14 protein-coding genes are annotated in these 14728 nt (G+C 51.6%); 10 read left to right on the top strand and 4 right to left on the bottom strand.

Translation table 11 applies throughout. The features are described 5' to 3' along the window. The first annotated feature begins 542 nt into the window (after nt 1-542). Together B152_RS26460 and B152_RS25515 are read left to right on the top strand one after the other, a co-directional pair. The gene (locus B152_RS26460) at nt 543-2132 is read left to right on the top strand and encodes a M23 family metallopeptidase (protein ID WP_157231122.1); all 1590 of its coding nucleotides are present in this window, start codon (nt 543-545) and stop codon (nt 2130-2132) included. Beyond that, entirely contained in the window at nt 2113-2841 is a 729-nt protein-coding gene (locus tag B152_RS25515) for a bactofilin family protein (protein WP_020593373.1), read from the top strand. The genes B152_RS26460 and B152_RS25515 overlap by 20 nt, the downstream gene beginning before the upstream one ends. A 41-nt stretch (nt 2842-2882) precedes the next feature. Here B152_RS25515 and B152_RS0115650 read toward each other — a convergent pair whose 3' ends face one another. From B152_RS0115650 to B152_RS24055, 3 genes are all read right to left on the bottom strand, one after another. Next, nucleotides 2883-3866: a threonine ammonia-lyase gene (locus tag B152_RS0115650; RefSeq protein ID WP_020593372.1), complete on the bottom strand. Its 984-nt coding sequence runs from the start codon at nt 3864-3866 to the stop codon at nt 2883-2885. Nucleotides 3867-3932: 66 nt separating this feature from the next. Then, nucleotides 3933-4640, bottom strand: a complete 708-nt coding sequence (locus B152_RS0115645) for a haloacid dehalogenase type II (RefSeq protein ID WP_020593371.1) — start codon at nt 4638-4640, stop codon at nt 3933-3935. A gap of 98 nt (nt 4641-4738) precedes the next feature. After that, entirely contained in the window at nt 4739-6820 is a 2082-nt protein-coding gene (locus tag B152_RS24055; RefSeq protein WP_020593370.1) for a lytic transglycosylase domain-containing protein, read from the bottom strand. A gap of 325 nt (nt 6821-7145) precedes the next feature. Between B152_RS24055 and dapA the strand changes: the two genes are divergently transcribed. Continuing rightward, nucleotides 7146-8039, top strand: coding sequence for a 4-hydroxy-tetrahydrodipicolinate synthase (gene dapA / locus B152_RS0115635; protein ID WP_020593369.1), 894 nt, complete (start codon nt 7146-7148; stop codon nt 8037-8039). A gap of 4 nt (nt 8040-8043) precedes the next feature. Continuing rightward, complete coding sequence (gene smpB, locus B152_RS0115630; protein ID WP_020593368.1) at nt 8044-8526, top strand: SsrA-binding protein SmpB; 483 nt, start codon at nt 8044-8046, stop codon at nt 8524-8526. Between the two features lie 85 nt (nt 8527-8611). Here the strand turns inward: smpB and B152_RS0115625 are convergent, their stop codons facing one another. Then, the gene (locus B152_RS0115625) at nt 8612-9250 is read right to left on the bottom strand and encodes a LabA-like NYN domain-containing protein (protein ID WP_020593367.1); all 639 of its coding nucleotides are present in this window, start codon (nt 9248-9250) and stop codon (nt 8612-8614) included. A gap of 224 nt (nt 9251-9474) precedes the next feature. Between B152_RS0115625 and folK the strand changes: the two genes are divergently transcribed. The 6 genes from folK to rnc all read left to right on the top strand — a co-directional run bounded on the left by folK (nt 9475) and on the right by rnc (nt 14702). After that, nucleotides 9475-9975, top strand: a complete 501-nt coding sequence (folK, locus tag B152_RS0115620) for a 2-amino-4-hydroxy-6-hydroxymethyldihydropteridine diphosphokinase (RefSeq protein ID WP_020593366.1) — start codon at nt 9475-9477, stop codon at nt 9973-9975. A 138-nt stretch (nt 9976-10113) separates the two neighbouring features. Further along, entirely contained in the window at nt 10114-10488 is a 375-nt protein-coding gene (gene rpoZ / locus B152_RS0115615) for a DNA-directed RNA polymerase subunit omega (protein ID WP_020593365.1), read from the top strand. 115 nt (nt 10489-10603) lie between these two features. Then, the gene (locus B152_RS0115610; protein ID WP_020593364.1) at nt 10604-12742 is read left to right on the top strand and encodes a RelA/SpoT family protein; all 2139 of its coding nucleotides are present in this window, start codon (nt 10604-10606) and stop codon (nt 12740-12742) included. Beyond that, nucleotides 12739-13152 (top strand): holo-ACP synthase, encoded by a 414-nt coding sequence (acpS, locus tag B152_RS0115605; protein WP_020593363.1) that lies wholly within the window; start codon nt 12739-12741, stop codon nt 13150-13152. Before B152_RS0115610 ends, acpS begins: the two co-directional genes overlap by 4 nt. Before the next feature lie 13 nt (nt 13153-13165). Continuing rightward, the gene (gene lepB / locus B152_RS0115600; RefSeq protein ID WP_020593362.1) at nt 13166-14002 is read left to right on the top strand and encodes a signal peptidase I; all 837 of its coding nucleotides are present in this window, start codon (nt 13166-13168) and stop codon (nt 14000-14002) included. After that, nucleotides 13989-14702 carry a ribonuclease III gene (gene rnc / locus B152_RS0115595; protein WP_020593361.1) on the top strand — a complete coding sequence of 238 codons (714 nt, stop codon included), beginning with the start codon at nt 13989-13991 and terminating at the stop codon, nt 14700-14702. Before lepB ends, rnc begins: the two co-directional genes overlap by 14 nt. Nucleotides 14703-14728: the final 26 nt, after the last annotated feature.

Raw genomic sequence — 14728 nt, 5'->3', positions numbered from 1 at the left:
CATTATTGGTCGTAAAGAGAAGGGAATCCTGTTGATTTTGATGAATCCCTTGTAGCCGGGATCTTGGTTATCTGAGGTGAAATATTACAGAATTCAGGGGGATTGGCTAATTGATTTTCGACGGTTATCAGCTGGATCGGAGGGGGAATATCGAATCCGGAATGAATTATCCGGGGGGATCAGTCATATTGTAATGGAGTTCTTTAGAACAAAAAGCTGCAGTATCTATTATCTATAGTCCGAAATAGTTATTCCTGCTTAAAGGATTAAAGAAAAATTTTGAGAAATGAATTTCTGAAAACAGCCTGAATACTCGGCCAAGAGTTTTGTAAACGGCCTTTTAAGGTTACAAAATTAAACTAGGTAGAGCACCTGGATATTGAGGCATCCTGGCACACTATTGCTTTCTCTTTGAAAGCTGGCGCATGATCAGGTATAAATTCGTCCCATAATTCTATCGAAGTGTTTTATTGTTCCTTTCGCCCTTACAGGATCTGTTACCTGGGGGAGACGTCGGGGTATCAGATGAGGGGGTAGTGAAGGTGAAGGCTTTCACACATAGGGTCAGTTCTGCAATAGACCGGTTTTTCGCGCCACGCGAGATCCATATCCGATCGCATGACCGAGTCCGGTTCATTCGCCTTACTTCCGGTTTCCAGAAGAGTGTCACGGTCTGTGCCCTGGTTTTGTCCAGTTGGGTGATGTTCACATCGGGCAGCATGCTGGCGACAGAACAGCGTCTTGCCGACAAGGACAGTGCTATCGAGGAGCAGAAGATTGAATATTTTAATCTTCTGCAGCAGGTTGGTGAATACCATAATGAATTTTCCAAAATTACAAAAAATCTGCAGGAAAACCAGGAGCAGCTCCTGAGCTTGCTGGATGGTGATCACATCAGTGAAGAAACAGCTGCGGAACAGGTTCATCTGAAAACCTCGGAAGACGAGCGGGCCCGGGTTGCCTTGGCGCGGCAGGCACTGGAAGACAAATTCAAACAGTTTGAAGGGGATCTGGAATCTATCGCCGGAAAAAATCTCGCCCTTGAAACACAGGCAAAACAGCTGAAACAGGTTCTCGAAACATCTGAAGAAGAGCGCAGCAAGGCTGCTCTTGCGAAGAGAATGATGAGTGACAAGCTTGCTGAGGTTCAGACAGAACTTGAGAAGTTTGTTCAGAAAAATGCTCAGCTGGAAGACGAGAAAAAGGCTCTGGATAACAGTCTAGATGAGCTGAATCACGAATTGGCGAGTTTTAAGGGACAGCTTTCCGAACGAGGCGAGTTTGTCGCGGAGCAGCAGGCTCAGATGACCTCTCTGCTGGAAGGCAAACGGGTCGCCTTGCAAGAAGCTGAGGACGTTAGCCAAAAACTGCAAGAAACAACCTTGTTTTCAGAGCAGCTGAAAAGTGAAAATATTGAGCTTTCCAATGAAGTTGATTCGCTGAAAAACTCTCTGGTCGAGGTTTCCAATATCCAGCTCGAACTGGTTGAACGCCTGACTGAGCGTTCAAAATCCAGCGTTGATGTGATTGAGAAAACGGTGGCCATGACCGGACTTAATCTGGAAACGCTTTTAGGCTCCGACAATCTCGAAACCGGGCAGGGGGGACCTTATATCCCGCTCGAGGACAATCAGGAAACAGCTGAACTTGAAGCTTCTGTTGCGTTGCTCGATATGCAACTTGTCCGCTGGGAAGCCTTGCAGGATGTTGTTGGCAAGCTGCCTTTGACAACGCCACTGGACCAGTATCGGGTTACCAGTTCTTTTGGCAAACGCCGCGATCCGGTGACGGGTAAAACCTCGGTGCACAATGGTCTTGATATGGCTGCACCAATGAAATCGTCCATTTATGCCCCCGCGCCGGGTAAAGTGGTGTATGCTGGCTGGCGCGGACGCTATGGTCGTCTGGTTGAGATCGACCATGGAAATGGCATCAGAACGCGTTATGGGCACCTGAGAAAGCTGCTGGTTACCCAGGGGCAGGAAGTGGCACATAATGAAAAGATCGCTCTTCTGGGGAATTCTGGTCGCAGCACCGGACCGCATGTACATTACGAGATACTTTTTAACGGTAACCCTGTAGACCCCCGTAAATTTCTATTGGCAGGTAAAAATGTTTTCAAAGTCCAGTAAGGCAAATGCTAAAAACGGAAAAACAGATTCTTCGAAGAGACTGGAAACATCAGGTATTCCTTCTATTCTTAGCCCGGATTTGAATTTGGTTGGCGATTTGACTTCATCTGGAGATCTTCAGATTGATGGAACTGTTCAGGGGGATGTTGTCTGCCGCTTTGCCACGATCGGTGAAAAAGCCGTCGTGAAAGGTTCTGTCAAGGCTGAGGAAATTCGTGTCTGCGGGATGGTTCAAGGCCAGCTTAATGCTGATGTCATTTCTCTTGCCAGTACAGCCAAAGTTGTTGGAGACATTCTCCACAAGTCTATAGAAATAGAAGCCGGTGCTCATGTTGAAGGGCAGTTCCGGAGAGTTTCGGAGGAGGCAAAACCTGAGGACCAGAAGGTTGCGGCTCTCTCTCACCAGTCAGTAGCTCAACTTGGAAGTTCAGATTCTGCAAAAGACGGGTTTGTATCCCCGGTCAAGCCTGCCGAAGTTTCTTCTTACTCAACAGGAGCTTCATCGTTTGCTGCAGGGAGTAATGGTTCTAGTGGATCGGGAACTTCTTCCGTCAAATCAGCAGAAAGCTCAAGCTATAGTGGGGTGTCTGCTTCACCCTCATCTATCGCTTCTGGATCTGTCACTTCTGGCACAGAAAAAAATGACGACAAGTCATCTGACAAAAAGTCATCAGTGGTAAGTTCCTCTTCCTGGGGCAGCTCAAGCTAGGCAATCTTCTGCATAGCGTTCTGCCCAGTGTTGCTTTGTTTCTAGGCAAGCAGCAGTTTCTTGAAAGTTTCAGTGTCGACATTCCCCCCCGAAAGGGTGAGAGCGATCGTTTTTCCCTTCGTCTCGAGCTTGTTGCTCAGTACAGAGGCGAGCGCAACAGCGCCGCCTGGTTCAACAACCAGCTTGAGGGTGCGAAAAGCATAGGTCATGGCGGCACGGACTTCCATATCTGATACACACAAGCCCCGGTCCAGGAATCCCAGGCTGAGCTGAAAGGTCAGCTTTCCCGGGGTGGGTGTCAGGATCGCATCACAGATGGAGCGGGCTTCAGGAGAGTTTTCTATCCTTCTGGCTGCGGTGAGTGATTTGGCCATATCATCAAAATTTTCCGGCTCGGCACTATAAATCTTGGTAAAGGGTGAGAGCTCGTTTAATGCCAGGCCAACGCCAGAGACAAATCCCCCGCCACCACAGCAAACAATGGCGGCATCCAGTTCAAGATCAAGTTCAGCTACCTGCTGCGCTATTTCGAGCCCGCAGGTGCCTTGCCCGGCAATAATATTGCGGTGGTCATAGGGGGGGACAAATATGGCCCCCGTTTCCTGCAGAACCTTGTTGCCGATATCCTCGCGAGAATCCCGAAAACGGTCATAGAGAATAACTTCTGCCCCAAACGCGCGGGTATTATCGATTTTGATCTGTGGGGCATCCTTGGGCATGATAATGGTGGACTTGATCCCGAACAGCTGGGCTGAATAGGCCACTCCCTGGGCGTGATTTCCGGATGAATAGGCAACAAGCCCGCTTTTTTGGGCGGTTTCGTCCAGTTGGCTGATAAAGTTGTATGCGCCGCGGAATTTAAAGGAACCTGTGTGCTGAAGCACCTCGGGTTTGATCAGGATACGACCGCCGGTGATCCGGTTCAGCTCGGCATTTTCCAGAAGGGGGGTTCGAACGGCTTTGCCTTTCAGGCGCTCTGATGCCTCAAGCACATCGCTGAAACCGGGAAGCATATTCTGATGCATGGGTCGATCCTTGGTTCCGGATTTTACAATAATTTTGATCAGGGGGCTGGAATATACTGCGAGATTTTAACCCAAAGGTGCAAGTTCAGAAAGACTCTTGATGATCAGATCCGGCCCACCGGGGAGTATTTCTGGGGGGCGATTGAAGCGATTGATCCAGGCGACCCGGAAGCCAAAGGAACTGGCACCAGCAACGTCCCAGGCATTGGCCGAAACAAAGAGTACTTCCTCTGCGCGGCAGGTTTTATGTCGTCGGCTCATGTAATCCAGCACCAATTGATAGACCCTGGGGGCGGGCTTGTAGATCCCGACCTTGTCGATACTCAAGGCAGAATCCAGAAATCTGTCCAGCCCGGCGAAACCCAGTGCCTCCCCCAGCATGGCCTGTGATCCGTTGCTGAGTACCAGGGTTGTGTGCTGTCTGGCTTTCAGGAACTCAAGCGTCTCAAGGGCATCATTATAGGCCAGAAGTTTTTGATAAAGGTTCATCAAGCGGTCGTGACGTGCCTGATCTTCCATATCATGACAGCGCAGGGCAAAGGTGAGGGCATCTGCTGTTATCTGCCAGAAGTCTGCATGTTCGCCCATCAGGCTGCGCAGCCAGCTGTATTCCAGTTGTTTGGTGCGCCAGATTTCAGAAATTGCCGGGGCGGCATCACCCAGATCATCAAGTGATCGCGCGACAGCAGAATGAACATCAAGAAGCGTGCCATAGGCATCAAAAACAAATACTTTGATAGCAGACATCTGTGCCTGCGGATCCAGTTGTTTCATTCTCGACTATCCTTCTGCTAATACGTGATCCTAGTCCTTGCGTTTTGGGCGGTGTTGCTTTGAAAATCCTCTGCCCTGAGAGTGAACCCGGGGGAGGGTTATCCCTTGGGCTGATGTCCCCAAAGAGTGAAGGGAAGTTCTGTCGCCACGACTTTGGTCGCAGGTGTGCCTGTATTCAGTTTGTTTCTGTAGATCAGATGGCTTTCCAGTATCCGCTGAACATAGTTCCTGGTCTCGTTGAAGGGAATCTGCTCCATCCAGTCGATCACGTCTACATCGGGGTCTCGTGGATCGCCATATTCCTTGACCCACTGCCTGACCCGGTAGGGGCCGGCATTATACCCGGCAAGCGCCATGACATAGGAGCCATCAAAAGAACCAAGAAGCTCTGAGAGATAGGCCGATCCCAGCCGGACGTTATAGGCCGGATCATCCGTCAGGCGCTGTTTGGTATACTTGAGCTTTTCTTTTTTGGCGACGCCCTGAGCTGTCGCGGGCATCAGCTGCATCAGTCCCCGTGCTCCGGCATGACTAATCGCGTTTTGCTTGAACTCGCTTTCCTGGCGAATAACGGCAAGAACAAGCGCTTTCTCGGGGTCCTGTTTGGTATTGGCCTTTACTGCAACTTCGGGGAAAAGAATATCGGGCAGAAGAATATCTTTTTGTCGTGCAGATTTGGCCGCACGCAAGGCCAGATTTGGGTGCCCGGTATCAATAGCGAGGTTTGCTGCCAGAGTGTAATCTTCCGCGGTCTGAGCATCGAGGCGCAGGCGGGTCAGAAAGATGACTTCAAGATCTGTTTCGTCCATTTTATCCAGAAGCCGAATAATGCGGACAATCTTTTTATTTTCAAACGAACTGCGTCTGCTGGCGGTAATATCCGGGCTTTGAAAGAGGGAAACATCAGGGCTTTGTCCCAGCATGTATCCGGCTTGCTGCCCATAGAAGGTGGTCGGGAACTTGGCTGAAATTCCGAACCAGCTCTTTGCCCAGTCGTCCTGGCCGATATCCTTGGCTGCACGGCCAGCCCAATAGGCTGCCCGGGCCTTGCTGATTGGTGAACCAACACCTTCATAGAGCGTATGGAAATGTGTATAGGCCCTTTTGGGCATATCGAGTTTGCGCAGGGCGATCCAGCCTGCCAGCCATTCACCTTCGGCAAAACCTTCGCCGCTGGTCATGCCGTGTCCGGCTGCAATGCGATAGGATTTCTCATATTCCTTGCTGATCAATAGCTTGCGTGCAGCCCAGTGGCGGAGCGACCACCATTTTTCTGGTTCCGGGACATTTGCAATCGGAGGGTCCAGCAGTTCGATTACCTCGTCGTTCCGATCTGCATTCAGCCGCCATCTGGCCCGGGCATAAACCAGACCGGGGTCTTTTTTCAGCGCTTTGGGGACCTTGTTGATCAGGCCGTCAACATTGCCTTCTTTTTTCAGCAGGCCAAGACGGGCTTCGCCAAGCGCTTTCATGTCCTTGGAGACGCGGGCGAGCTGGCGGTCAGCGGCACTGTACTGTCTGTTCCAGATCAGCCCGTCGAGCCTCTTGTCATGGTCTTCTTTTTTCAAAACCGCTTTATGGGTCTTGAGGAAGGCGGTTTCGTCGGTTTTGCCAAGGTACCCTTCCTGCCAAAAGGTGCGAATGGCCAGGATAGATTCAGTCTTCTTTCCGGACTTTTCCAGGGCACTGGCATAGCTGTTGATACCTCCCAGAGATGAGGGAGGGTTTTCCCGGAACCAGGTTATAATCTCTTTTGTACTCAGATTGTCAGGCAGCTTGGCTTCGGCAGTGCGGCGCAAGACTTCCTGACGGGGCCAGTTGTCCGGCTCGGCAATGTAGCCGTTCAGGGTTTCATAGCTGCCCAGCCCGACGTCACTGCTGTGAATCAGCCATTGGGCCAGCTCTTTCATCAGCGGATCGCTGATGCCGTCAGCCAGACTTGCTGCCCGGTCATACTGCTTTTGTTTGATATGCTGATCGACAGATTTGAAAATCGCCTTGTCAGCTTTAAAGTTTTTGGCGTCCGGAGCTTTGTTCGCCGGCGGGGTTGCTGCCACCGCAGGATCGGCGAGCACCGAGGAAAGTGCTGTGGGCAAGATCTGGACAGCAGTCAGCGCTCCGCAAAACAGAGTGGCTCTGCATAAGGATAAAGCAAGTGACGGGCGCGTTTTTGGGGTCATGGTCCGAATTCTATCAGCCTGTTGTTAGTGATGCTACAGTGGAAAGGTCAATCAATCGTTGATAACGAAAATATTATCTAAAAAACGGATTTAAGAAGGCGGTTTCGGGAGTGAATTTCTGACAAGAACAATCTGGACACACCTTTGGGGACATCTGCTTTTGTACCCTGACATATATGGTCCGAATCAGGGTAAAGGCAATAAATGTCTTGTGATCTTTTCTTTTATCTTTTCGCAGTGCGAAACTCTCGTTATTCTCCCGCACGTAAATTAAAGGCATTTGGCTCTTTTTTGACAACCACACGATGATATTTGAGGTATCGCTATGACCGGCCCGCTTTTTAAAGGTTCTTTTCCCGCGCTCGCAACGCCCATGTTGGAAAATGGTGACGTTGACGAGAAGCGGTTCCAGAACTTTGTTGAATGGCAGATCGATCAAGGAAGTCATGCGGTTTGCCCCGTCGGTACTACGGGGGAATCGCCGACCCTGGGTCACGACGAACATAAACGCATAACAGAGCTTTGCCTCGAGGTTGCCAAGGGCAAGGTGCCTGTGATTGCCGGGACCGGGTCCAACTCGACCCGTGAGGCGATTGATTTCACCCTGCACGCCCAGAAAGCTGGCGCGGATGCGGCGTTGATTGTTGCGCCTTATTACAACAAGCCTTCGCAGGAAGGTCTGTATCAGCACTACAAGGCCATTCACGACAGCACCGATATTCCGATCATCGTTTACGATGTGCCCGGACGCAGTATCGTGCATGTAACCGTGGAGACCATGCAACGTCTGTCCGAACTGCCGCGTATTTGCGGGGTCAAGGATGCGACAGCAGATCTGGCGCTGCCCGTTCGCACACGTCTGGCTTGCGGTGACGATTTCACCCTGCTCAGTGGTGAAGATGCGACCATCGTCCCGTTCCTTTCACTGGGTGGACACGGATGTATTTCCGTGACCGCAAACGTTGCACCGCGTCTCTGTGCGGATCTGCATGAAGCTTGGTGGGCAGGGGATTACGAAAAAGTCAGTAAGATCAACGATCTTCTGACCCCGCTGCACGAAGTGCTGTTCCTTGAGTCCAGTCCAGGCCCGGTCAAATACGGCCTGAGCCTGCTGGGCTGGGGCGCGAACCGTCTGCGTCTGCCGCTTCTCTCTGTCAGCAAGCAGACCGAGGTGCGGGTGCGCGATGCCATGGTTCACGCCGGGCTTCTCAACGGATAGGGTTATGTCCAAGACCAAAAAGAAAAAAGACCATACAGGTACGACCGTGGCGGTGAACCGCCGTGCGCGTTATGACTACCAGATCGAGGATACTCTCGAAGCTGGCATGATGCTGGTGGGCACCGAGGTCAAATCCCTGCGCTCTGGCAAGGCCTCCATCCAAGAGGCCTACGCCAGCGAGGAAAATGGCGAGTTCTTTTTGATCAATGCCAACATTCCCGAATACGCCGCGGCCAACCGTTTTAATCACGAACCAAAGCGCCCGCGCAAACTGCTGGTGCACCGGAAAGAGCTGGCCAAGATGGTTGGCCTCTGCCGCCGTGACGGCTATACCATTGTGCCGCTATCGCTCTATTTCAACGATCGTGGCATCGCCAAGATCAACCTCGGTTTTGCCCGTGGTAAAAAATCCGTCGACAAACGCCACACGGAAAAAGAACGCGACTGGAAACGCCAGCAAGCCCGGATCATCCGCGACCGGGGATAGGCTTTAACGATCTCAGCGCATATGTGGAATAAAAAAAGAGCCGCGAAATCGCAGCTCTTTTTGCTTTTGGATTGATGTTTATAGCCTAGTTCGGTGCGTCCTCGAAGTCTTCGTCGTCCTCGTCGTCGTAGTATTCGTAATCATCATCGTCTTCAACCGGCTCTGCCTGATTGGTGACGGGGGGACGGTTGTCGGAGACCTTGCGACCGACTTCGGTTTTCAACTCGACTAGATCAACAAAGATATCGGCCTGACGGCGCAGTTCATCGGCAATCATGGATGGCTGGCTGCGCACGGTGGAGATTACGGTGACGCGCACGCCTTTGCGCTGGACAGCTTCGACTAGGCGGCGGAAGTCACCGTCGCCGGAAAACAGCACGATATGTTCGAGGTGCTGGGCCATTTCCATCACGTCAATCGCCAGCTCGATGTCCATATTGCCTTTGATCTTGCGCCGGCCAGTGGCATCGGTAAATTCCTTAGTCGGTTTGGTGACCATGGTATAGCCGTTGTAGTCGAGCCAGTCGACAAGGGGGCGGATCGGGGAGTATTCCTGATCCTCGATCAGAGCAGTGTAATAAAAGGCGCGGACCAGATTGCATTGATCGGAAAAGAGAGAGAGCAGGCGTTTGTAATCAATATCAAAGCCCAATGCCCGGGCGGTAGCGTAGAGGTTGGAGCCATCAATGAAGAGGGCGACCCGCTCCTGCTGGTAAAATTTCATAACTAAATCCTTTTTTTATAATTCGCATTTGAAATATAAATTCGATCCAAGAGGACGATAGAATAAGATGATCGTCAAAAATAGAAGCCGGAAGATGAAAAAGATATTGCCTCTACACATGTCCTGAACAAATGTAATGGCACTCTTGCGCCGACTTCTTATAGTAATTTACTCCCTTTTGTGGGGGTATCAAGAACGAATTTAAAGTAAAGGGCTTATAAAACGTGATTATTATCGCTCTGGGAGCCAATCTGGAGAGCCCTGAATACGGCCTCCCGTTGCAAACTTGTCTGTCAGCACTATCTAGGCTGGAAGAACTTGGTCTTGGAATTGTCAAAACCTCCCGCTGGCTCAAGACGGCACCTGTGCCGGTTTCGGATCAGCCCTGGTATGTGAACGGTGTTGCTGCGGTCGAAACCGATCTTGCCCCCGCAGCATTACTTGCCCTTTTGCATCAGGTCGAGGAAGAATTTGGCCGGGTCAGGACTGTTACCAATGCACCACGGGTGATCGATCTGGATTTGATTGCCTATCATGAGGTTATCAGCTCGCCGGATGAGCATCTTGTTATTCCCCATCCCCGGATGCAGGAACGGGCTTTTGTTTTGTTGCCACTGCTGGATCTTGACCCGGAGTGGAAACATCCTTTGTTAAATAAAACCGCCCGGGAATTGTCGCAAGTCTTGCCTGATGACCAGGAAACCATGCTCTTTGCCGAAGAATGACTTCTGCCGGAAGACAGGGCAGGGCAGCCTTGCGGGATTATTTTGTTGAATATCCTTGCCATATGTGCGAGCGATTCATATATTGCGTCGATTCAGTGGCCCGCTTTGGGTCACCACACGAGACTGGAGTTATGATTAATGGCACGCGTCACAGTCGAAGATTGTATTAAAAAAGTTCCGAACCGTTTTGAACTTGTTATGCTTTCAGCGCAGCGCGCAAGAGATATTGTTTCTGGCGCTCCTTTGACCGTTGAGCGGGACAATGACAAGAATGCTGTTGTTTCCCTGCGTGAAATTGCCGATGAAACCATCAGTCTTGATGCTGTCCGGTCCTCTCTGGTCCAGGGCCTGCAGAAACAGGCTGTTTTCTCGGAAGTTGATGAGGACGAGCCAGAGTTCGATGCAATCGGTCCTGAGGCCCAGCTAACTGCTGATGCAGGCGAGCAGTTTGCCAATGCAGACGGTATGTCTGTCGAAGAAGCGCCATCAGATCTCGGCGACGATCAGGCCTGATCCCGATTTATCGGTCATTATCAAAAAATACAGCCTTCCAGAGCTTGGCGTGCGCCCTTTCCCGGCGTATCTTTTCTGGAAGGTTGTTTTTTTTTAGAAAGCTGTTAGATCCACGATGATTCGTCAGTTCGAGCTGGTTGAACGCGTTAAATCCTATGAGCCTGACGCAGACGAAGATGCGATCAACAGGGCGTATGTCTTTGCCACCAAATATCATGGGTCGCAAAAACGCGCTTCTGGTGATCCCTATTTCTCTCACCCTGTTGAAGTTGCAGGAATTCTTACTGATCTGAAGCTGGATCACAACTCGATCATCACTGCTTTGCTACACGATGTCGTTGAAGACACCGAAGCTACGCTGGAGACCGTTGAGAAGGCTTTCGGATCGCATATTTCCCGCTTGGTTGACGGTGTGACCAAGTTGACCCGTCTGGAACTGCAGTCGGAAGAGAGCAAGTATGCGGAGAATTTCCGCAAGCTGGTTCTGGCGATGTCAGATGATATCCGGGTCCTGCTGGTAAAGCTGGCGGACCGCCTGCATAACATGCAGACGCTGCATTTCATCAAAAAAGAAGACAAGCGCCGCCGAATCGCCCGGGAAACCATGGACATCTATGCGCCATTGGCCGAGCGCATCGGGATGCATCGTTTCAAGGACCAGCTGGAAGATCTGGCTTTTGCCCAGCTCAATCCCGAGGCGCGGGATTCCATCGTCAAGCGGCTGGAATTCTTGCGGGGCGAAGACAGTGATAATCTGGCCAAAAAGATTATCGATCAACTGAACAAAATTGTTTGCGAAAACGGGGTCGAGGGCGAAGTTTCCGGTCGCCTGAAGGCACCGTATTCAATCTGGCGCAAGATGCAGCGCAAGGCTGTGACCTTTGAGCAGCTTTCCGATATTATGGCTTTTCGTCTGATTGTTCCGGATTTGGGCAGCTGTTATCAGGCGCTTGGTATTCTTCATGCCAACTTCCCTGTCGTGCCGGGGCGCTTCAAGGATTATATTTCGACCCCGAAGCCCAACGGCTACAAATCAATCCACACCAGCATCATCGGCCCGGAGCGGCACAAGATCGAGGTACAGATCCGCACGGCGGAAATGCATCAGGTTGCCGAGATGGGGGTGGCGGCGCACTGGACCTATAAACAGGGTGGCGAGCATATGGAGGGACGGCAGTATCGCTGGCTCCGTGAACTGCTCGATATTCTAGAACATGCTTCAAACCCTGAAGAGTTTCTCGAACACACCAAAATGGAGATGTTCCAGGACCAGGCTTTCTGCTTTACGCCCAAAGGCGCGCTTTTGTCGCTGCCGCGCGGGGCCACACCGATCGACTTTGCCTATGCGGTCCATACTGAGGTTGGCAATACCTGTGTCGGGGCCAAAGTCAATGGCCGTATGGTTCCTTTTCGGTCTATTTTGCAGAACGGTGACCAGGTCGAAATCCTGACCTCCAAGAATCAGAAACCTTCGCCGGATTGGGAAAAGTTTGTTGTCTCGGGCAAGGCCAAGGCCTGCATCCGGCGCTATATCCGGCTTCAGGAGCGGGACCAGTACAGTACGCTGGGCCACCAGATGGTTATCAAGGTCTTCCGTCAGGAAGGGTACGAGTTCACTGAAAAGGGCGTGGAAGGGGTTCTTGGCAAGTTCCACATGGACCACATCGAGGATCTCTACGTCAGTGTCGGGCAGGGACATCACTCGGCCCGCGAGGTTCTGGTGGCGGTTTACCCCGGTGCCCGGGAAGTTCCCAAACCGAGTACAACGACGACAACCAAGAAAAAGACCAAGAACGCCAAAGACAACGCCCTGCCGATCAAAGGGCTTATTCCGGGTATGGCGGTGCATTATGCCCGCTGTTGTCATCCCCTGCCGGGGGACAGGATTGTTGGTATCGTGACTACCGGTAAAGGGGTGACGATCCATACGATTGATTGCGATAATCTGGTGAACTATCAGGACACGCCGGAGCGCTGGATTGACGTGGCTTGGGATTCGACCGAATTTGACGGGCAACACACCGGACGGCTCAAGCTGATTGTAGCCAATGAACCCGGCTGTCTGGGCGGATTGTCAACCGTGATTGGCAAGAACCAGGGCAATATCAGTAATCTTAAGATCCTGAACCGCTCGATTGACTTTTTCGAGATGATGGTTGATGTGGAAGTCAGTGACGTCAAACATCTGTCCAATATCACGGCGGCTCTGCGCGCCATGTCCGTGGTCAATTCTGTCGAACGGGCAAGAAATTGATCCTCGGTATTGGAAATGATCTGGTGGATATTCGCAGGATTGAAAAATCTCTTGCCAGATACGGGGCTCGTTTTATCAAACGGGTTTTCACCGAAGAAGAAGCTCGTGTTGCCCAGTCGCGGCCCAATCCTGCTGCGACCTTTGCCAAACGATTTGCGGTCAAGGAGGCCTGCGCCAAGGCTCTGGGGACAGGCTTGTGGCGTCATGGTGTCCAGTTTACAGATATTGCTGTAAGCAATCATGCGGGGGGGCAGCCCCGGTTGCATCTGTCTGGCGGGGCAGAAGCACGATTGGCTTCTATGTTACCCGGGGGGATGACAGCCCGGCTTCATGTCACTATATCTGATGACTATCCCCATGCGCAGGCTTTTGTGCTTATTTCAGCCGAACCTGAAGAACTGAATAATTAAGGATGAGTTTTTGATGTCCAATCACAAGCGGAAAGTCGATGCGAGAAATCTTGAGCTGGAAGATCCGAAGGATGACGGCGAGAGTGAAGCGGTGACGGCTCCTGTGAAAGAAGAGGACAGCTGGATCAAGACAATCGGCTATGCACTTCTGATCGCCTTGACTGTGCGGACACTGGTGTTCGAGCCTTTCAATATTCCCTCCAGTTCGATGAAACCAACCCTGCTGATTGGGGATTATCTTTTTGTTTCAAAGTTTTCCTATGGGATTAGCAAATATTCATTTCCTTTTGGGGACAAGATCTTTGGTGGACTGTTTGAGGGGCGTATTCTGGGGCAGGAACCGGAACGAGGCGATGTGATTGTCTTTCGCAAACCAACCAATCCCTCAATTGATTTTATCAAACGATTGATCGGTTTGCCGGGGGATACAATCCAGGTTATTGGCGGTCAACTACATATCAATGGTACGGTCGTCAGTCGGGATCTCGTCCGGATTGGTGATGGCAGTGACGGCCTTGGGCTCGGCGAAAAAGAATACGAGGAAACTCTCCCCAATGGAGTCAAACATCTGATTTGGGAGCGCACGGATCAGGCCTGGCAGGATAATACCCGGCCCTATACTGTTCCGGAGGGTTATTATTTCTTTATGGGCGATAATCGGGATAACAGCACTGACAGTCGTTTTGACGAAGTGGGTGTGGTTCCCTTTGAAAATCTTATTGGTCGAGCTGATATGCTGTTCTTCTCGCATCGCGGTGATGATGGCGGAGAAGATTATGGCGACTGGTGGGAGATCTGGAAGTGGGGCGAGATGATCAGGTTCGGACGCATTTTCAATGGCATCAATTGATCCAAGAAGTTTTGGCGAGCTGAAAACCGTTGCCGAAAAACTCGGACATCGGTTCGAGCGTCTGGCTCTGGTACAACAGGCCCTGACGCACCCAAGTGCCTGTAACCGTAACCAGATGGTTGAGGACAGCTATGAACGGCTGGAATTTCTGGGGGATCGGGTGCTCGGGCTTGTAATTGCAGATCTGCTGTTGCGACGCTTTCCGAGTGAAAGTGAAGGGGCTCTGGCAAAACGCTTTACCGCGTTGGTGCGGGGGGAAACCTTGGCGCAGGTCTCGGTTGCTCTGGGCTTTGACCGTTATATCGTCCTTGCCAAGGGCGAAGAGGAAAGCGGGGAGCGCGATAACCCGGCCTTGCAGGCAGATGTTTGTGAAGCTCTGATCGGGGCGCTCTATCTTGATGGAGGCTATGCTGCGGCTCAGCGCTTTGTCGATTTGAACTGGGAACCCCTGATCAATCTGAAACTGGCCCCGCCACAAGATGCCAAGACAACCCTCCAGGAGTGGGCGCAAGGGCGCGGTTTGCCTTTGCCCGCCTATCGGGAAGTCGGACGCTCTGGACCACCACATGCGCCGATGTTTGAGATCGAGGTTACGGTCAAGGGGCTGGAGCCGCTGGTACGTGAGGGCAGTTCAAAGCGCAAAGGTGAGCAGGCTGTGGCACAGGCCCTGCTGGAGCTGATTGAACCTGCTGGTAAATAAGCCAGAAACAAATTTAGGCCTGAAAA

Origin of the sequence: Kiloniella laminariae DSM 19542 (assembly GCF_000374005.1) — a bacterium.
Taxonomy (GTDB): Bacteria; Pseudomonadota; Alphaproteobacteria; order Kiloniellales; family Kiloniellaceae; genus Kiloniella; species Kiloniella laminariae.
The sequence above is the reverse complement of the archived record's forward strand: the minus strand, read 5'-3'. Positions and strand labels throughout refer to the sequence as shown.